The organism is Actinomyces polynesiensis (assembly GCF_000820725.1).
Lineage (GTDB): Bacteria > Actinomycetota > Actinomycetes > Actinomycetales > Actinomycetaceae > Pauljensenia > Pauljensenia polynesiensis.
In genome coordinates this window covers 1-19,012 of sequence record NZ_CCXH01000246.1, presented here as the reverse complement: position 1 = coordinate 19,012, position 19,012 = coordinate 1, and the positions used below count along the sequence as shown (strand labels likewise).

The following is a 19,012-nucleotide window of genomic DNA, read 5'->3' as shown; positions in this document are numbered from 1 at the left end:
CAACTTGTCGATTGTCCTACAGGTAGCTCATCGGGTCAACGGTCGCGCCGTCCCGCATGAGGGTGAGGTGCAGGTGGCAGCCGGTCGCGTACCCGGTCGCGCCGGTCTCCCCCACCACGGTGCTGCGGTCGACGCGCTGCCCGACGGAGACGTCCACCTTCTGCAGGTGGACGTGGGCACTGATCCAGGAGTGTCCGTTGATCATCCCGTGGTTGATGTAGACGACATTGCCTCCGGCGACCTCGTTGGTGACCGCGGAGACCACGCCGGGGGCGATGGGGTACTGCAGGGTCCCGCAGGCCGCCGCGAAGTCGGTCCCGTTGTGGAGCTTCTTCACGCCGAGCACCGGGTGGAGACGCCACCCGTAGGGGGACGTGACCACCAGGGGGATGGGCAGGGGGCTCGTGAACATCCCCCCACCGGTGGCGTAGACGGTGCCGGCGGCACGGTTCGCGGCGTCGATCTTCGCGAGCTTGGAGGTCATCGAGTTGTACTCGGCCTGCCAGGCGTCCAGCTGTTTGGCCGCCGCCGCCTTCTTCGAGTCCCACTCCTTGGCCTTCGCGTCGGCCTTGGTCTTGAGGTCCTTGAGCTCGGCGACCTTCGACTCCGCCGTCGCCTTCGCCGACTCCGCCTCCTCAGCTGCCGTGCGTGCCTTCTCCTCCAGCGCGGAGATGCGCGTGGTCACCGCCTTCTGCCGCTCGACCCTGTTCTGCTCGACGACCTGGGAGGTGCGGGCCTCCTCCATCGTGCGGTTCTGGGAGCGGGCCAGGGTCTCCGCGGCCGAGGCCCGGTCACCGATCTCCTGGGTGCTCTGGGCCGTCATGGCCAGCGTCAGGGGGGAGGAACCCTCCCCGCGGTACATCTGGCGCGCCAGTTCGGCGATGGCGTCGGTGGCCCGCTTCTGGTCCTCCTGGGCGCTGGCCACCTCCGTCTCGAGGCGGGTGCGTTCGGCCTGCGCGGACTCCAGTTGGTCCAGGGCGACCTCGTGCTGGCGGGTCGCGGCGGCGAACTTCGTGTTCGCCGCGTCCAGCTCGGACTGGGCCACCGGGATCTTGGCCTTGAGCGAATCGAGCTCCAGGTACACCGCCGCCAGCTTCGAGTCGATCCCGTTGAGGTCGGCCTTCAGCTTCTCCACGCGTGCAGCCGACTCCTTCTGCCGCGCGGCCACGTCATCGCGGTCGGCCGCGACTCCGGCGAGCGGCAGCGAGAACGTGAGCGCGCCCGCCAGGAGGACCCCCCCGAGACGGCGTCGCCCTCGTCGGGTGGACGTCCCACGCGACCACCGCATCCCCCACACCTTGCCCACGTCGACCTCCTCAGACCCTCCCGGGCACAGCCCTCGTGCTCAGACCTTCGTGTACTTGCCCAGGGAGAACGCGGAGGCCACCAACGACAGCACGAGGGCTGCCAGCACCAGCAGCGGCGTCATGATCCACACCTCCCGCGCACCGATGAAGCTCGTCCACGTGAACGCCTGTGCCAACCAGCCGTCCACCAGGAAGTGCACGCCCGCGAACAACGCCCCCACGGCGAGGCCGGCACCCACCAGCGCGGCGATCGCCCCCTCGATCATGAACGGCGCCTGGATGAACAGGGTGGACGCGCCAACCAAGCGCATGATCGACGTCTCCTGCTCACGGCTCATGGCCGACAGGCGGATGGTCGTGGTGATGAGGAGCACGGCGGCGACGATCATCACGCCCGCCAGTCCCAAGGACATCATCTTCGCCTTGTCGATGACCTTGAAGAGGGGCTCGACGAGCTCACGCTGGTCCTTGACCTCGGAGACCCCGGCCGCCCCGGAGAACTCCTCCTTGATGATCGAGTACTGCTCGGGGTCCACGAGCTTGACGCGGAAGGACACCTGGAGCATGTCCGCCGTGGTCCACTGCCCCAGGGGCGAGTCGCCGTAGAGCTTCTCGAAGTTGGCGTAGGCCTCCTCCTTGGACTCCTCGTAGACCGTCTTGACGTAGGGCTTGAGCTCGGCGGAGTTGAGCTTCTCGCGCACGGCGGCGATCTCGTCCTCCGTGGCCTCCTTGCTGTTGCAGGAGGGGGTCTCGTCATCGGTGGCGCACATGTAGATCGAGACCTCGATCTTGTCGTACCACTCGCTCTTCATGCGCCCCACCTGCATCTGCGCCAGGCCCGCGACGCCGACGAACAGCAGGGACACGAAGGTGACGATGACGACGGCCACGGCCATCGCGCGGTTGCGGGTGAGGCCCTTGCCGACCTCGGAGAGGATGAATCGCAGCTTCATGACCTCACCTCACCGCCCCGTACACGCCGCGGGACTGGTCACGGATGACGGTGCCGTCCTGGAGCTCGATGACGCGCTTGCGCATCTGGTTGACGATGTCGGCGTCGTGGGTGGCCATCACCACCGTGGTGCCGGTGCGGTTGATGCGGTCCAGGAGGCGCATGATCCCCAGGCTCGTGTCGGGGTCGAGGTTGCCGGTGGGCTCGTCGGCCAGCAGGAGCTTCGGGCGGTTCACCATCGCGCGGGCGATGGCCACGCGCTGCTCCTCGCCGCCGGAGAGCTCGTGGGGCAGGCGCTTCTCCTTGCCGGACAGGCCCACCAGGTCGAGCACCTCGGGCACGGCGGTCTGGATCGCGTGGCGCGGTTTGCCGATCACCTGCATGGCCAGCGCGACGTTCTCGTAGACGGACTTCGACGGCAGGAGCCGGAAGTCCTGGAACACGGTCCCGATCTGGCGGCGCAGCTTCGGCACGGCCCAGCGCGAGAGCTTGCCGGTGTCCAGTCCGAGGACCCAGGCATGCCCGGAGGTGGGTGAGATCTCGCGGAGGACGAGCTGGAGGAAGGTGGACTTCCCGGATCCGGACTTGCCGACGAGGAAGACGAACTCCTCCCGCTCCACCTCCAGGGAGACGTCGTCGAGTGCGGGGCGTGCGCCCGGGGCGTACACCTTCGTCACGTGGTCGAAGCGAATCATGGGGCCGTCTCTGTCGGGGAAGGGGTCAGTCGTCAGACTAGGTGCGCCCGCCACGGCCGTCGCCCAGCGACACGCCGCCGCCTCCTCCCCCGCGGAATCTGTTGGGATTGCGCCCATCGGGCTCAGTTCCCGCGCAGCGGACGGCTCAGTTCGAGCGCCCGTCGACCCAGCACGTGTCCGCGCGACGCGGGTGTGTCCGCCGGGTCAACCCCCATCCCCCACGAGGGCGGCCCCGCCCTCGTCCTGCCGGTGGAGACGTCTGATCGGGCTCAGCGCCGGATCGGGGTCAACTGCCGACCGCGATCAGGCACCGATTGCGCTGATCTGTGGATCGGGTTCAGCGCCGTCGCGTCACTGCGCGGCGTGCTGCTGGTTCTTGCGCCAGCGGATGCCGGCGTTGACGAAGCCGTCGATGTCGCCGTCGAAGACGGCCTGCGGGTTGCCGGACTCGTACTCGGTGCGCAGGTCCTTGACCATCTGGTACGGCTGGAGGACGTAGGAGCGCATCTGGTCACCCCAGGAGGCCTTGACGTCGCCGGCCAGTTCCTTCTTCTTGGCCTGCTCCTGCTCGTGCTGGAGGACCAGGAGGCGGGACTGGAGGACGCGCATGGCGGCCGCACGGTTCTGGATCTGGGACTTCTCGTCCTGCATCGACACGACGATGCCGGTGGGGAGGTGGGTGATGCGCACGGCGGAGTCGGTCGTGTTGACCGACTGGCCACCGGGGCCGGAGGAGCGGAAGACGTCGATCTTGATGTCCGTGTCGGGGACGTCGACGTGGTCGGTGGACTCGATGAGGGGGATGACCTCCACGGCGGCGAAGGAGGTCTGGCGACGACCCTGGTTGTCGAAGGGGCTGATGCGCACCAGGCGGTGCGTTCCCGCCTCCACCGACAGCGTCCCGTAGGCGTAGGGCGCCTGGACCTCGAAGGTCGCGGACTTGATGCCCGCCTCCTCCGCCAGGGAGGTGTCGAGGACCTTGGTGGAGTACCCGTGGCGCTCGGCCCAGCGCAGGTACATGCGCATGAGCATCTCGGCGAAGTCCGCCGCGTCCACGCCACCGGCCCCGGATCGGATGGTGACCACGGCATTGCGCTCGTCGTACTCGCCGTCCAGCAGGGTCCGGATCTCCAGCTCGGAGAGGTCCGCCTTGAGGCTGGCGAGGTCGTCCTCCGCCTCGGCGAGGATCTCGGCCGACTCCTCGGGGTCCTCCCCCGCCATCTCCACCATCGCGCCGAGGTCGTCGATGCGCTCCACCATGTGGGTGACGCGCTCCAACTCGGACTGGCGGTGGCTGAGCTCGGAGGTGACCTCCTGGGCACTGGCCGGGTCGTCCCACAGGTCAGGGGCAGCGGCCTTCTTCGACAGCTCCTCGATCTGGGTGCGCAGGACGTCGGGCTGGGTCACGGCGAGGATGTTCTCCATCGTCGTGCGCAGTGCTTGGATCTCTTCAGGGAACTCAGTGGCCACCTGCCCAGCCTAGTCGATGCCCCGTCCGGCCGATTCCGGGGGCCTCGCGGAGGTCACGGACGGCGCTGAGGTCAACCTCCAGTGCAGCTGACGACATCCACGGTTGACCTCACCGGCCCCACCACCCCGAACAGCGCCGCAGAGGGCACTGAGGTCAACCCCCAGTGCTCCCACGGACATCCACGGTTGACCTCACCTGCACAGCAGCGACCCCACCACCTCGGAGCCCACCCCCGACACCGCTGAGGTCAACCCCCAGTGCATTCTCAGTCCCGGCAGGTCGCGGCGAAGTCGATGAGGGCGCCCGTCACCCGCTCATTCGTGTGCAGGGACTCGCGCCAATGACCCGCCAGCTCCAGTGCGTGGTCCCCACCGGGCACCTCGACCACCTCGTAGTCACGCTCCCCCGCGGTGCTGGCGTCCCACAGGGCATCGGACGTCCCACCGACAGCGAGCACGCGCCGACCCGCAGGAGTGCGCGGATAGTGGTGCGCGAAGGGCGGGACGAGCAACGGGGTGAGTGCCACGACGTCCACACCGTCCGCGAGCGCGCGACCCGTGGCGAGCGTGCCCATGGACTTCGCGACCAGCAGACCGGGCGCAGCGCCGTCGGGCAGCTGGGCCCGCGCGGCTGCCCAGGCATCCTCGGCCAGTGCCGCGCCGGCATCAGCGTCACGCGGGAGTTCCATCCCGCTCGTGTCCCACTGAACCGTGAGCACACGCCACCCGTCCTGGACCAGGGCGGTCGAGGCGAAGTAGAGCAGGGGGTGGATCACCGTGTAGTCGATGCCGGGCAGGACCACCGCCCAAGGCGCACCGGGGTCCTCGGGCCTCCCCCTTGCCGCACCCCTGTGCCACTGCGTGACTCCCGTCACCTCTGCCATGCCTGCTCCTCCAGTCCGTGTCCCGAACGATCGTCGACAAGATCATTGTGTGCACCGTCCGGTCGGCGCGCCACGACCACAGGGCAGATCGTGGAACCTCGTCACACCTTCGTTGAGCAAACATACGGCTCCCGCCAGACCCGCGACACCGACCAGCCGTCGCAACCGCATCGTTCGGCCACGTGGCTCGGGATGCACGGTGGATGCGCCGCCCCGGTGGGGTGGATCATTCCACCACGGGGAAACACACCTCGGTCACCCAATGGCTCGGGTCAGGGTCCTGGGCAGGGGAAACCCGGTAGATGTTGAACATGGGTCCGGTCTCCAGGCCATCAGCGGCGATGCGCTCACCGATGGCCTCCGTGACCTCGGACATCCTCGAGTAGTCACCCCGCAGGGTCGCCGTCACCACCCGACGCGGGGGCAGCTCCTCGAAGCGAAGGTCTCCGGCCTCCTCAGCGGGCTCCGTCACCTGGACCCAGACCTCGACGTCGACGTCATGGTCTCTGTAGTCGACGTCGTGGAAGGTCGCTCCGGAAACTCCTCCGGCCGGGAACGCGGCACTGGAGCGCGTGATCAGAGGCATGATCTCCTGCCAGAGGACTCCTTCGTCGCCGTAGGTCGGGACGGTCCTGCGCAGTGACGCCAGGGTCATGGCCGGAAGAACTGTCGTACGTACATCGATGTCCATCGGTACCTCCTCGAATCGTGTCTGGAAACGTTCCAGGGCATCCAAGCGCTGGACGACCTGCAGGTGCTCGGACTTGAGCCTCCTGCGGTGCTCGTCCAGGAGTGCCCGCACCCCGGGTGGATCGTCGAGGGAGTCGATGACACGCAGGATATGTGCAACCGGCACGCCCGCGTCTCGTAGTGCGGTGATCGTCTCGGCGTCACGCAGTTGAGAGGGGTGGTAGTACCGGTATCCGGTGAAGGGGTCCACCCACACGGGCTCCAGTACTCCCTCCTGCTGGTAGTGATGCAGCATCCGCACGCTGATCCGGGAGAGCACCGAGAACACCCCGATGCGCAGCAGTTCATCCCTGTCGTCGTCCACACGATGAGCACACACCCTCACACGATGTCAGGGACAAGCCCCAGCCATCATCTGGCGCGCCCAATCAGCGGCCCTGGCACGCGGCAACCGACTCCGACTCTGCGTCATGCCCGCTCTTCCCATAGCCACCTGATGCTTTCATCGTCCACATCGATCTCTCGGATCAGACGCTGTGACATGGTCCTGACTCCAACCGTCTCGCTGAAGAAGTCACCTCTCCTCGACAATGATCCTGCGGCCAGCGATCTCCTCGCAGGCGGGTACCGAGCCCGCTGTCCCGAGCGACTCAGCCTTCCTTGGCAACCACACATCCCTCGATGTCCTCACAGGCGGGGACGGAGTCAACCGTCTCGATCGACACCCACGTGTTGGACCACGTGACGTGGTCCTTGGAACCGAGGATCCAGGGTCCGTGCAGAACGCTCTCAACTGCGAGCAACGCGCCATTGTCGGGGTCGAGGAGGATCCTGTACTCCTCGTCCCCGCTGGAACTCCTCCAATCGACTCCGAACGCCTCACCCCTGCGACCCAACTGATCCGTTGCGCTGCCGTAGTACACGTAGTCGAGGGTCGCGAGAGCTCGGACGAATGCCGCACGGTTCGCCGCCGTGAGTCCGATGCCTTCGGGCCAGTAGGAGTTGTAGGCATCAACAACCATCCAATCAGCCCTTCCACTGTCGCGCGGTTCATCACCCAGGAGCGTGTTCACTGTTGCCTCCGGAGTCGGCCCGAGCTGAAGATCCCGCCCAATCGCTCGACGCTCGGGGTCGTACTGCGGATTGGGGTCCGGAGGAAGCTGCTCCAAGTAGAAGTCCATCACTGGTGTCTCGGGGTTCACACCATCCCTTGACGTCTCAACCGTCTTGAACCGTCGGATTCCATTCTTGAGCGTCCAGTCCCATCGGTTGCTCGTCACCATGCCAGGTTGAGGGTCTTCGTCGTACCAGGCATCCCCGGAGCCGAGGGAGTTCGTGACAACGACCTGTGTGGGATCCCCAAGGTCTTGCGACGACTCCGAGTCCCGGGCAATCCGGGCCAGGACCAACGCGCCATCCATGGTTGGTGAGTCCGAGTAGGTGACCGTTCCCGCGTCAACGCTCCGGAGCGCCTCGAGGCCCACCGACACCGACTTGGGCGTCACCCCGGTCGCATAGGCCGCAGCCCCCAGACCGAGTACACCAGCCAGTGCGATCGCCACACCCCGTGCCGCTCGGCGCACTCCGGAGTGCCGACGCGTCCCGGCACCCTCGTGGGCCCGATGGGCCGCTCCCACCTCCTGCACCGTCCGGGCAGGACCGAGTCCAGAGACAGATCCGGCACCATCCACGCCCCCCTCTGTGGAGGCGTGCGCGGCAACACCAGCACCACCAACAGCAGCCACACCGTCGCCCACAGCAGGCGTGCCTTCTCCCGCAGGAACAGCCACGAGCCGCGCCAGAAGCTCCTCGGAGCGCGCCAGCTGCCCCTCCCCCAGTCGTTCGTCCGACACCGGGTTCAACCCCGCGATGCGCTCCAGCACGTCGATCCCCTGCTTGCCGCTCATCGTGCATCCCCTCCAGCCGTGAGAGTGTTCGGTTCGGTGAGGGCCGCCGCCCAGGCCCGGTCGGGCTCTCCGCCCGATGGATCATCTGCCCGCCCCGCGGGCAGTTCCCTGCTGGCCACATGTCGCCGCAGGCGTTTGCGCGCCCGGGACAGCCGCGCTGTGTATGCCATCCGGCTGATGGCGAGCACCTGGGCGGCCTGGGCTCCTGAGAGCCCGTCCCAGGCGACCAGCGCGATCACCTCTCTGTCCTCCTCGGAGAGTTCCGACCATGCGGCCCGCAGGTCCAGACTCTCCGCCACATCGTCACTGTGGTCGGGTACCTCCGCCGGAGGCTGCAGCCGCGCCTTCTCCCCCAAACGGTCACGACGACGACCGCTCCGGTACTGGCCGCTCAGGACGTTCTTCGCGATGCCGAACAGCCATGGGCGCACGTCCTCGGGCGCGTCGTCCCAGCGCCGCCAGGCAATGGTGAACACTTCGGCCGCAACATCCTCGGCCTCCGTGTCCCCGATCCGCCGACGTGCAAAGGCGAGCACTGCGGGGTAATGGCCGCGGAATGCCGCACTGAAGTCGTTGTCACTCGTCACGTGTCCTCCTGGGATGCCTTCACTCTCACATGTCCGGCAGTCCCATATGTGTGACATCCGAGCTCACGCAGACTCCACAGTCCTGCACGAGACTCAATTGCACATACTGTGCATATGCGATATAAACAGTTTGTGCACATCATCCTCTCCCGGACGTCCGGGGTCCCGATGTACGAGCAGATCGTCGAGCAGATCCGCTCGGCCATCTACTCCGGCGGCCTCGCCCCCGGTGACCCCCTGCCGTCACTGCGGCAGCTCGCCAGGGATCTGGAGGTCAGCCTCATCACCACCACTCGCGCATACAACGACCTGGCTGCCCAGGGACTCATCGCCAACCAGCAGGGCCGCGGCTCCTTCGTTCTGCCTCAGGACCCCGGTGCCACCCGTGCCCGACTGAATGAGCTCCTCGACCGCCAGACCAACGAGCTCCTCGCGACGGCGCGGCTCGCGGGTCTCAACCGCGAGTCCCTCCTCGACAGGATTGATCAGCAATGGAAGCGGACACCATGACCACTCCAGAACCCACGCCCCGCACGATCCCGAACCGCTCCGCCCACGCCTCCGCGCCCGTCGACCGGAGCAGGGCAGCAGCCGCACCCGGCACCGCCAAACCGAGTCACACCCCCGCCTCCGCCATCGACCTGCGTGGCGTCGTACGTCGTCAGGGCACCTTCACACTCGGTCCCCTGGACCTCGAGGTTCCGGCCGGAAGCGTCGTCGGCTTCGTGGGACCGAACGGAGCAGGGAAGACGACGACGCTCAGGGTGATCCTCTCGATGACCCACAGCCAGTCCGGTGTCACCCGCGTGCTCGGCTCGCCCCCCGGCCACGGCAACGACAGTCTCGGCGTGGTCCTCGAGGATGCGACCCTGCCACCGACATGGGACGCCCGGGCCTCGCAGCGCGCCCTCGCCCGCTTCTACTCCACCTGGGACGCCTCCCTCTTCGCTGAGATGCTCGAACGCCTCCAAGTCCCGCCGCGCACGGCAGTGAAAGGACTCTCGCGAGGAGAACGCACGAAGTTGGGCCTGGCTCTCGCCCTTGCCCACCGCCCCCGCCTGCTCGTCCTCGACGAGCCCACCGGCGGTCTCGACCCCGTGGCACGATCCACGGTGCTCGACCTGTGCCGGGAGTTCATGGTCGATCCGACCCATGCGATCCTCTTCTCCACGCACCTCACCACCGACCTGGAGCAGATCGCGGACCGCGTCCACCTCCTCATCAGAGGGCGCACTCTCCTGGAGGGCCCCACTCCCGACATCATCGAGGCCCACGCCACAGTCCGCTGTCCCCGAGAGAGCCTCACTGCGAGTGCTCGTCGCGCAATCATCGGGGCAACCCTTGATGCCCAGGGCGTCGTCAGCGGCCTCATCCGAACCGGTGACACCGCACTCTTCGGTCCCGACGCCCTCATCGAGGAAGCAACCTTGGAAGACGTCGTCGTGCGACTGTGCCGCAGCAAACCCGAAAAGGACTCCTGACATGCGCGAAATCCTCGCCTTCACCCGCCTCGACCTGTCCGCCCAACGCGGCAGCGCACGCTCCCTGGCCATCGCCCTCCTGGCCCTCCTGATCGTCACGGCCGCCATGCGCGTCGAGCCCCTGAGCCTTCTGGCAGCCTGCCTGTCCCTGACACTGTTCATGCCGATGTACTTCTTCGCGATGGACGAGGCCGCTCATCTCGACACGCTCTACGCAGCTCTTCCCCTGAGGCGTCGAGAAGTCGTGCTGGGCCGCCACCTGAGCGTCCTGGTCCTGTTGGTCACCCAGGTCGCCCTCGGCCTCGTCATGGTGCTGCTGGTCTCCGCAGTCACCGACGGATCGCTGCCCACGATCGGACAACTCCTCGTCGTCGCCGGCCTGGGCTCGGGGATGGTCCTTTGCCTGGTGTCGGTGACACTGCCCGTCTGCTTCGCCCTGGGTTTCGCACGATCGGGTCTGTGGATCAGGATCGTGACCCTCGCACTGGTGTTCGTGGGTGTCGCTCTGCTCAACCGCGTGGGCAGTCCCGTGGGCACATCCCCCGGACACCTCTCAGCTCCCATGACCTCGGTGATCGGACTGGGTGCAGGCCTGCTGGCCCTGGCCCTGTCCTCGGCGGCGTCGATCGCCCTCTACGGGCGACGAGACCTGTGAACTGCCGGCCCCTCCGCCATGCCTCGACGAGAGCGGCCCCACACCAACGCGGGACGTCGACGAGGGTGTGACCCGAGCCCGACACCATCCCTCAACCAGCGCCCCGCTCCGCCTCCCGCGCACCCCTTCCACCGGATCCCGGACGTTCTCGCACGAGAGCACCACCCGGATGACACAATCCACTCGTGGCCACTCTCGAGATCGAACGACTGTCCGACTCCCTGCGACCCCAGTACATGGCCGTGCTGTCGCGCAACGCGGGAGAATCCGAATTCCTCCAGGCCGTCTACGAGGTGCTTCTCAGCCTGGAGCCGTTGACCGACCGCAAGCCCGCCTACGCGCAGTGGTCGGTCCTCCAGCGCATGTGCGAACCCGAACGCCAGATCATCTTCCGCGTGCCCTGGGTCGACGACCACGGCGTCGTCCAGGTCAACCGCGGGTTCCGCGTCGAGTTCAACTCGGCGCTCGGCCCCTACAAGGGCGGCCTCCGCTTCCACCCCTCCGTCAACCTCTCCATCATCAAGTTCCTCGGCTTCGAGCAGATCTTCAAGAACTCCCTGACCGGCATGCCCATCGGGGGCGGCAAGGGTGGGTCCGACTTCGATCCCAAGGGCAGGTCCGAGGGTGAGGTCATGCGCTTCTGCCAGTCGTTCATGACCGAGCTCCAGCGCCACATCGGCCCCACCACCGACGTCCCCGCCGGCGACATCGGCGTGGGTGGGCGCGAGATCGGCTACCTCTTCGGGCAGTTCAAGCGCATCCAGAACCGCTACGACTCCGGTGTGCTCACCGGGAAGGGCCTCACCTGGGGCGGGTCCCGGGTCCGCACCGAGGCCACCGGTTACGGCCTGGTGTTCTTCGTGGAGGAGATGCTCAAGGCCCACGGCGAGGACATCGCCGGCAAGCGCGTGGTCGTCTCCGGTTCCGGCAACGTAGCCCTCTACGCCATCCAGAAGGCCCAGCAGCTCGGCGCCACCGTGGTGGCCTGCTCCGATTCCTCCGGGTACGTCGTGGAGGAGTCCGGCCTCGACTTCGAGCTCCTGCGTGACATCAAGGAGATCCGGCGGGGGCGTGTGTCCGACTATGCCGAGGAACGCGGCTCCTCCGCCCGCTATGTCGAGGGCGGCTCCATCTGGGACGTCCCCTGCCAGCTGGCCCTGCCCTGCGCGACGCAGAACGAGCTCGGCGAGTCCGGCGCGAAGTCCCTCATCGCCAACGGTGTGGAACTGGTGGCGGAGGGCGCGAACATGCCCACGACCCCCACCGCGACCGACGCCCTACGGGCGGCGGGTGTCCTCTTCGCTCCCGGCAAGGCCTCCAACGCCGGCGGCGTCGCGACCTCCGCCCTGGAGATGCAGCAGAACGCCTCCCGCGACTCGTGGACCTTCGAGTACACGGAACAGCGACTGGAGGGCATCATGGACGACATCCACCACCGCTGCCTCGCCACCGCCGACGAGTACGGGGTGCCCGGGGACTACGTGGCCGGCGCCAACCTGGCGGGATACATCAAGGTGGCCGACGCGATGGTGGCGATGGGCGTCATCTGAGCAGTCGGGGCCCCGGCATCCCGGGCCCGGGCAGCTCGGGCCGCCCTCGTCCCGCGACCCCACCCACCCCAGGACGGAGCCGGCCGATGGAACCGCACAACTCCGCGAGCACCGGGATCCCCGGCCTCGACCGCACGGTCGACCGGCTGCGCCTGGGGGACAACGTCGTGTGGCAGGTTGACTCCCCCGCCGACTTCGCCCAGGTCGTCCTCCCCTACGTGCGGCGCGCGCTGGAGGTCGGCCGCGAGGTGCACCACGTCCGCTTCTCCCACTTCCTGCACCCCGACGCCCCCGCCCTCGTCCCCGACCTGCCGGGCGTCGTGGTCCACGAGGTCGACCCCGGCGAGGGCTTCGAGGCCTTCACCACGCGCATCCACCGGCTCATCAGCGAGTCCGGCACCTCCGCGTACCACGTCTTCGACTGCCTGAGCGACCTGCTGGACGTGTGGCACTCGGACCTCATGGTGATGAACTTCTTCGCCGTCACCTGCCCCCACCTCTACGACCTCGACACGGTGGCCTACTTCTGCCTGCTGCGCCACCGCCACTCGGCGGCCACGATCGCCGGGATCCGGGAGACCACCCAGCTGCTCCTGGAGCTCCACCGCATCGACGGACGGCTCTACGTGCACCCGCTCAAGGTGTGGGCGCGCTACTCCCCCACGATGTTCCTCCCCCATCGCATCGACGGGGACGAGGTCGAGCCCGTCACCTCCTCCGAGGAGTCCGCCCGCCTCTTCGCCACCCTGGGTGGTCGCGTGGAGCTCACGGACCACTGGGCGGACCTCGTCGAGGACGCCCGGGCAGCCCTGGCGGACGGGGACCCCGAGGCGGTGCTCGCCACCCGTGACCTGCTGCTGGGGGTGATGGTGGGACGGGAGGGGCAGCTGGTGGAGCTGTGCCGTCGCCACTTCACGCTGGCGGACCTGCTGGGCGTCGCCCATCGCCTCGTCGGCACCGGGCGCATCGGCGGCAAGAGCGTCGGCATGCTGCTGGCCCGCGCCGTCCTCGACCACGACGCACAGGACCGGTTCCGTGCCCGTCTGGAGGCGCACGACTCGTTCTACGTCGGTTCCGACCACTTCTACACCTACGTCGTCTCCAACGGCTGGTGGCACCTGCGCATGGAGCAGAAGGACCCGGAGTCCTTCCTGGCGGCGGGTGTCCGCCTGCGCGAGCGCCTGGGTCGGGGTCGGTTCCCGCCCTCGGTGCGCGACGACTTCTGGCGGATCCTCGACCACTTCGGGCAGTCCCCGTTCATCGTGCGCTCCTCCTCCCTGCTCGAGGACGACTACGGCAACGCCTTCGCCGGGAAGTACGACTCGGTCTTCCTGGTCAACCAGGGCACTCCCGAGGACCGCTACCGCGCCCTCGAGGACGCCGTGCGCACGGTCTACGCCTCCTCCATGTCGCCCGAGGCCCTGGCCTACCGGCGTCAGCGCGGCCTGGAGTTCCGTGACGAGCAGATGGCCCTGCTGGTCCAGCGCGTCTCGGGGGACCACCACGGGGACCTCTTCTTCCCCGACGCAGCCGGCGTCGGCAACTCCTCCAACCTCTACGTGTGGTCCCCCGACATCGACGCGGACGCGGGCATGCTGCGCATGGTGGTCGGGCTGGGCACGCGCGCCGTGGACAGGACCCGCAAGGACTACGCGCGCATCGTCGCGCTCGGCGCCCCCCTCTCGTCGGGGGCGATTGACGAGGGCGACGCGGCCCGCTTCTCGCAGAAGCGCATGGACGTCCTCTCCCTGTCCGCCGACGAGCGCCTCACGCTCCCCGTGTCCCGGGTGATGGGAGCGGAGCGCGAGCAGGTCCACCTGTCCGGGGAGGGCACAGGCGCGGACCCGGGAATCGCCAGGGAGACGCGTGCGCGCACGGACCCTGGAGCCCCCGCAGAGGTGCGAGCAGTGGTGGGCACGGATGCGGGCCCGAGCCCGTCGGCACGCGAGGAGCAGGGAGACGCATGGTCCCTGTTCCTCAGCACTGACCGCGGGGCGGCCCGACGCCTGGAGGAACTCGGGCGCCCCGCGAGCGCTGCGCCCAGGATCGTGGACTTCCACGGCCTGCTGGCGGACACGGACTTCGCCGGGTGGATGCGGATGCTGCTCTCCGCACTGCAGACCGCCTACGACCACCCCGTGGACATCGAGTTCACCCTGAACACGACGCCGCAGGGGTGGCGGGTCAACCTGCTCCAGTGCCGGCCCCTCCAGACCCGTGGGCCCGGTCGGGCCGTCGAGGTCGTCGAGCCCGCCGACCCCTCGCAGTGCCTGCTCAGCCAGTACGGCGGGTTCATGGGCGGGAACGTGCGCCTCGAGCTCGACCACGTGGTCCTCGTCCGCCCCGACGCCTACCTCATGCTGGGGACCCAGGAGCGCCACGAGGTCGCGCGCAGGATCGGCGACCTCGACCGCGCCTTGGGGAGCGGCTCCGTCATGTACCTCGGGCCGGGGAGATGGGGGACCACCACCCCAAGCCTGGGGGTGCCCGTGACCTTCGCCGAGATCTCCCGTGCCGCGGTGCTCGGGGAGCTGACCTACGCCCCGGGGGACTTCCACCCCGAGTTGTCCTGGGGGAGCCACTTCTTCCAGGACCTGGTGGAGACCGGCATCTTCTACGTGGCCGTCATGGATGACGCACCCGGCACGGTCTTCAACCCCGGGTGGATCCTCGATCGCCCCAACCGCGTGGGGGAACTGGTCCCGGAGGCCGCTGGTCTGGAGGGGGTCCTCCACGTCGCGGCCTTCGACCACCTGGAGCTGCGCTCCGACGTGGTCTCCCAGCGGGTCGTGTGCTCCTGAGGCCTGGTCCCGACGGTCCACTCCACCGACATCCGGGCGAGGCACCACCTGGGCGCCCGGCACCGACGGGTGTCCTCGTGCCTGATGGTCCGGGGCGACGCACCTGCGGACCGCCGACGGGTGTCCTCGTGACTGATGGTCCGGGGCGACGCACCTGTGCCCTCACCGTGTGGAATTCACCGGGTGGAGGCGGAGGAGGACGCCGTGAGCACCGGGGCCACCACCCCACCCAGCACCGGTGGCAGCAGGGGCAGGCGGGCACGTGCCGAGACGGAGACCACGACACCTCCCGCGTCGGCGTCCACACCGGCGAGGACCACGCCCTCCCCGACGGCGCAGCTGGTCGATGCCAGCAGGTCGAGGGCGTCGCGCGCCTCCCGCAGGGCGGCGGTCGGGGCGGGGACGAGGCGCCGTGGGTTGCCCCCGGCCCCGTAGTAGGCGTCGGCATCCATCACGGCCGAGGCAGCCGCTGCGACGCGGTCGGCACAGGCGAGGAGTCTGCGGTCCTGGACGTGGACGATCGTGATCGCCGCGAGCGTGAGTACGAAGGAGAGGAGCAGGGCGGTCAGGCCGATGACCAGCAGGGAGATCCGGCCCTCCTCGCCCCGGTCCGCGGGCCGGGGCGCAGTGGGACCGGCGCCGGGCACGCGGGTCGCACCCGTCAACGCGCACCGGGGCACCCAGCCGCCCACACGGGTCGGCCCACCTCGACGTGCGCCCCCGGCGACGGGCCCTTCCCCGCTCCCGGCGGGATGACGTCCCCCCGCCCGGTCCCCACGAGGGCGAGGACGTCGAGCCCCGCACCCGGAGGGGTGGGCACACCCCTCCCGGCCCGCAGGAGGACGACCTCGTCGGCCCATGCCCGGGGAGGATCCACCGCGCCCACACGGCGTCCCCGTTCCCGTGTGGTCCACTGCCCCCGCGTCACCCATCGAGCCTCATCCCCTCGACCAGGGCCTCGGACTCCGCGGAGACGGGCACCAACCCGCGCTGGCCCACCCACCCGAGGACGAGGGGCAGGGGCACCGTGGTCGAGACGCGCACGGCGACACGCGCACCCTCGCCGTGGCAGCCTGCGGGAACACAACCCATCGTGACCTCTGCGGGAGCGGGGAGCCCGTAGTCGCCGAAGGCGAGGTCCACCTGGGCGCGCGCCGTCGCGGTGTCCCCCGGGTCCGCCGCCAGGACGCGCGCGGCCTCCCGGGAAGCGCCCTCGGCCGCGAAGACGCTCGCCTGCACCAGTGCCAGCGCCATGACCAGGTACACGACCGGTATCAGCAACGCGACCACCAGGACGATGAACTCGACCAGCGCACCGCCGCGTTCGCCCTCGTCGGACGACATCTGCGGGGACCCGACGGCCCACGTCCGGCAACCCCCGCGGGACGGGACGGCGCATGGGCGCAGACCCCGGCCGGACGGCACAGCGCGGATCCGGGGAGGCCATCGGAGCAGGACCTCAGGGGACATCCCCCACCTCCACGACAGACCGTCCCCGTACGGTCAGCCACCCGGCGGGTCCCCACGTGAGGAGGACGGGCAGGGCGGTCGAGACGGTGACCACGAGGGTCTCCCGACCGGCACGGACCTCCCTCGAGGTCGTCACGGTGCGCGGTCGCGAGGAGCCGAGGGCCTCGTCGAGGAGCTCGCCGGTGCGGGCGCGGGCCTCCGCATCGCTGCTGCCGAGCAGGGCGCCACGGCGGGCACCCTCCCCTGCGGCGGAGATGGCGAGGTTGCGGGTGTGGAGGGCGAAGGCGGCCTGGAGCACCGCGAGCACGACGAGGACGACCAGGGCCTGGGTGAGGACGTGCGCGACGACCTCGGACCCCTCCTCACCGTGCGCGGAGTTCGCGAGGCGGGGTGAGTCCCCGGACCCGCGGGGTGAGCCCCCGGACCTGCGGGGCGCGGGTGGGTGTCCCCGGGACCCACCGGGCACCGGGCCTGCCGGGCCGGCGGGCAGGGTGCGCAGGACGCACGGGACGTGCCGGGATCTGACCACCATGGCTCAGATCCCGGAAACCTTGTCCATGGCCTCGTTGAAGATCGCGACCAGACGTGTCCCCGCCACCGCCCAGATGGCGGCGACCAGGGCTGCCGTCATCAGCGTGATGAGGACCCACCCGGGCACGTCGCCGCGCTCGGGGTCCTCCCGGGGAGCGGGCATGAACAGCAGTCGGACGGCGTGGACCCATCGGTGGAGTGTCTCCACGGTGGCCTCCTCAGGTCTGGGACGGGGACGTCGTCGCCCCGTCGGTGCTTCGTTCGTGTGTCAGGGCCCGATCCCCAGGGAGATGAGCCCCGGGTAGAGGGCGAAGATGACGGTCACGGGCAGGATCAGGAAGACGACGGGGAAGAGCATGGCGATCTCGCGCCTCCCACCGTCCTCCATGAGCCTCTGGCGTGAGGCCTCACGGATGTCGCGCGCCTGGTCGTGGAGGACCCCCGCCAGCGGTGTACCCCTCTCGATGGCGGTGACCAGGGTCAGGCACAGCCGGTCCAGCGAGGGGGAGTCGTTGCGGGCCGTGAGGTCCTGGAGGGCCCGACTGGCGGGTCGGCCCAGACGGATCTCGGCCGCGGTGGCCTCGAGTTCGGAGGCGAGGGAGGAGGTGGAGGCCCCGGCCACCCGGGAGAGGGCGCCGGGCACCGACTCCCCCGCACCGATGGACAGGGCGATGAGCTCCGACGCGTCGGGGACCTGGGCGTCGAGGAGCTGCTGACGGGTACGGGCCCGGACCCCGAGAACCTGGTCCCACCCCGCGGCCCCGGTGAGGGCGCCCACGAGCGTGAGGACGAGCATGAGGACCGATCCCGCGCCTCCTCGCGGGCCGACCGCGGCCACGAGCGCCGCCGCGACCACCATCCCCAGCACCGCGCAGGCGAACTGCTGGAGACGGAAGGCGCCCAGCGTGCCCGGCCGCCCGAGGAGGACCAGACGCCGTTCCACCGAACCCGTGGTCGATCCGAGGCTCTCCGCGACCCCGACCAGGCGGTGTCCCACCTGCAGGAGCACCTGCCCCACGACGTCGCCCCGCACGCGCCCGGATCCTCCCTGCAGGACGCGGCGTGTCAGGTCCGGGTGCGTGGCCCGCCAGGCCGTGAGGACGCAGAGGAGCCCCAGGCCCGTGCCGAGCCCGGTCGCCGAGGCCGCCCACGCCAACGCACTCACCTGAGGAACCTCCGTTCCGTCGGCAGGCGCCCGATCCTCTGCATCGCGAGGTAGGCGACCACCGTCGCCACCCCGCCACCGAGGAGCACGAGGACCCCCTGCGGTGTCGAGTAGGCCCGCGCCGCCTCCGCCTGGGCGGCGATGAGGACGAGGACCAACCACGGGGCCACCACCCCGAGCCTGGCCGCGTTGACGGTCCAGGACTGGCGCGCCTCCAACTCACCGCGGACCCTGGACTCCTCCCTCAGGAGCACCCCGAGGTCGCGCAGCAGGGCGGAGAGGTCCGAGCCGCCCACCTCCCGCGCCAGGCGCAGCGCCTCGATGATGCGGTCCGCGACGGGATCCGCCAGACGTTCCTTGAGGCGTGCGAGGGCGACGTCGAAGCGGCCGTCCGCCCGGTGGTCGAGCGCGAACCGGGTGAAGTGGGGACGGAGGGCCGGCGGCCCCGACTCGCCGAGCTCGGCGAGCAGCTCGGGCAGCCCACCACCGGCCCTCACCCCCGCGACGAGGGAGTCGATGACATCGGGCCACGCCGCCCGGGCCGCGGCGATGCGCCTGCGGGAGCGGGCGAGGACGACGGCCGGGGCGAGCGGGAGGGTCATGAGCGCCACGGCGGTGGAGACCGTCCAGGCCCCGGTCCAGGCCAGGACGAGGAGGAGCACCGCCAGGGTGACGCCGAGGCAGATCGCCAACAGGCGCAGGGGCGTCAGTCCCCTGATGCCGGACCGGACCACCTCGTCGGACCAGCGCAGGTACCAGGCCGGCCTGCCGACACCCCACGTGGGCGTGCCCACCCAGGAGGCGAGGACCAGCACGATGCCCCCTCCGAGCCCGAGTCCCACCACGACCTCCATCACGCCCCCCGTT

The 19,012-nt window shown here is 69.5% G+C and carries 19 protein-coding genes; 5 read left to right on the top strand and 14 right to left on the bottom strand.

Annotation, left to right across the window (positions count from 1 at the left end):
• Positions 1-16 precede the first annotated feature (16 nt).
• The 8 genes from TA90_RS10680 to TA90_RS10645 form a co-directional block, all read right to left on the bottom strand.
• A complete protein-coding gene (locus TA90_RS10680; protein ID WP_052450775.1) occupies positions 17-1,306 on the bottom strand; it encodes a peptidoglycan DD-metalloendopeptidase family protein in 1,290 nt (429 codons plus the stop codon).
• A gap of 39 nt (positions 1,307-1,345) precedes the next feature.
• Positions 1,346-2,260 carry a permease-like cell division protein FtsX gene (gene ftsX, locus TA90_RS10675; RefSeq protein WP_043536323.1) on the bottom strand — a complete coding sequence of 305 codons (915 nt, stop codon included), beginning with the start codon at positions 2,258-2,260 and terminating at the stop codon, positions 1,346-1,348.
• A gap of 4 nt (positions 2,261-2,264) precedes the next feature.
• Positions 2,265-2,954, bottom strand: coding sequence for a cell division ATP-binding protein FtsE (ftsE, locus tag TA90_RS10670; RefSeq protein WP_043536322.1), 690 nt, complete (start codon positions 2,952-2,954; stop codon positions 2,265-2,267).
• A gap of 351 nt (positions 2,955-3,305) precedes the next feature.
• On the bottom strand, positions 3,306-4,424 hold the full coding sequence (prfB, locus tag TA90_RS10665) for a peptide chain release factor 2 (protein WP_043536321.1): 1,119 nt from the start codon (positions 4,422-4,424) through the stop codon (positions 3,306-3,308).
• A gap of 266 nt (positions 4,425-4,690) precedes the next feature.
• Complete coding sequence (locus TA90_RS13345; protein WP_147513467.1) at positions 4,691-5,308, bottom strand: hypothetical protein; 618 nt, start codon at positions 5,306-5,308, stop codon at positions 4,691-4,693.
• A 226-nt stretch (positions 5,309-5,534) separates the two neighbouring features.
• Positions 5,535-6,362, bottom strand: a complete 828-nt coding sequence (locus tag TA90_RS10655) for a MerR family transcriptional regulator (RefSeq protein ID WP_074015379.1) — start codon at positions 6,360-6,362, stop codon at positions 5,535-5,537.
• A gap of 286 nt (positions 6,363-6,648) precedes the next feature.
• The gene (locus tag TA90_RS10650; RefSeq protein WP_147513466.1) at positions 6,649-7,905 is read right to left on the bottom strand and encodes a hypothetical protein; all 1,257 of its coding nucleotides are present in this window, start codon (positions 7,903-7,905) and stop codon (positions 6,649-6,651) included.
• Positions 7,902-8,492, bottom strand: coding sequence for an RNA polymerase sigma factor (locus TA90_RS10645; RefSeq protein WP_052450773.1), 591 nt, complete (start codon positions 8,490-8,492; stop codon positions 7,902-7,904). Before TA90_RS10645 ends, TA90_RS10650 begins: the two co-directional genes overlap by 4 nt.
• Positions 8,493-8,624: 132 nt before the next feature.
• Here TA90_RS10645 and TA90_RS10640 point away from each other — a divergent pair, with 132 nt between their 5' ends.
• The 5 genes from TA90_RS10640 (at position 8,625) to TA90_RS10620 (ending at position 14,979) form a co-directional block, all read left to right on the top strand.
• Entirely contained in the window at positions 8,625-9,002 is a 378-nt protein-coding gene (locus TA90_RS10640) for a GntR family transcriptional regulator (protein ID WP_231550727.1), read from the top strand.
• Complete coding sequence (locus tag TA90_RS10635; protein ID WP_082031642.1) at positions 8,999-9,973, top strand: ABC transporter ATP-binding protein; 975 nt, start codon at positions 8,999-9,001, stop codon at positions 9,971-9,973. Before TA90_RS10640 ends, TA90_RS10635 begins: the two co-directional genes overlap by 4 nt.
• A gap of 1 nt (position 9,974) precedes the next feature.
• Positions 9,975-10,628: an ABC-2 transporter permease gene (locus TA90_RS10630; RefSeq protein ID WP_043536315.1), complete on the top strand. Its 654-nt coding sequence runs from the start codon at positions 9,975-9,977 to the stop codon at positions 10,626-10,628.
• 209 nt (positions 10,629-10,837) lie between these two features.
• Positions 10,838-12,178, top strand: coding sequence for an NADP-specific glutamate dehydrogenase (gene gdhA, locus TA90_RS10625; protein ID WP_407921591.1), 1,341 nt, complete (start codon positions 10,838-10,840; stop codon positions 12,176-12,178).
• 86 nt (positions 12,179-12,264) lie between these two features.
• Positions 12,265-14,979 (top strand): PEP/pyruvate-binding domain-containing protein, encoded by a 2,715-nt coding sequence (locus TA90_RS10620; RefSeq protein ID WP_043536312.1) that lies wholly within the window; start codon positions 12,265-12,267, stop codon positions 14,977-14,979.
• A 176-nt stretch (positions 14,980-15,155) separates the two neighbouring features.
• Here TA90_RS10620 and TA90_RS10615 read toward each other — a convergent pair whose 3' ends face one another.
• The 6 genes from TA90_RS10615 to TA90_RS10585 all read right to left on the bottom strand — a co-directional run.
• Positions 15,156-15,626 (bottom strand): hypothetical protein, encoded by a 471-nt coding sequence (locus TA90_RS10615; RefSeq protein ID WP_074015381.1) that lies wholly within the window; start codon positions 15,624-15,626, stop codon positions 15,156-15,158.
• 277 nt (positions 15,627-15,903) lie between these two features.
• On the bottom strand, positions 15,904-16,323 hold the full coding sequence (locus TA90_RS14680) for a hypothetical protein (protein WP_043536309.1): 420 nt from the start codon (positions 16,321-16,323) through the stop codon (positions 15,904-15,906).
• A 115-nt stretch (positions 16,324-16,438) separates the two neighbouring features.
• Positions 16,439-16,981, bottom strand: a complete 543-nt coding sequence (locus tag TA90_RS15895; RefSeq protein ID WP_331394274.1) for an ABC transporter — start codon at positions 16,979-16,981, stop codon at positions 16,439-16,441.
• Positions 16,982-16,984: 3 nt separating this feature from the next.
• Complete coding sequence (locus TA90_RS10595) at positions 16,985-17,188, bottom strand: hypothetical protein (RefSeq protein WP_052450771.1); 204 nt, start codon at positions 17,186-17,188, stop codon at positions 16,985-16,987.
• Between the two features lie 60 nt (positions 17,189-17,248).
• Complete coding sequence (locus TA90_RS10590; protein ID WP_043536308.1) at positions 17,249-18,145, bottom strand: type II secretion system F family protein; 897 nt, start codon at positions 18,143-18,145, stop codon at positions 17,249-17,251.
• The coding region (locus TA90_RS10585) for a type II secretion system F family protein (RefSeq protein ID WP_331394273.1) at positions 18,142-19,012 on the bottom strand (871 nt) is incomplete at its 5' end. The genes TA90_RS10590 and TA90_RS10585, both read right to left, overlap by 4 nt.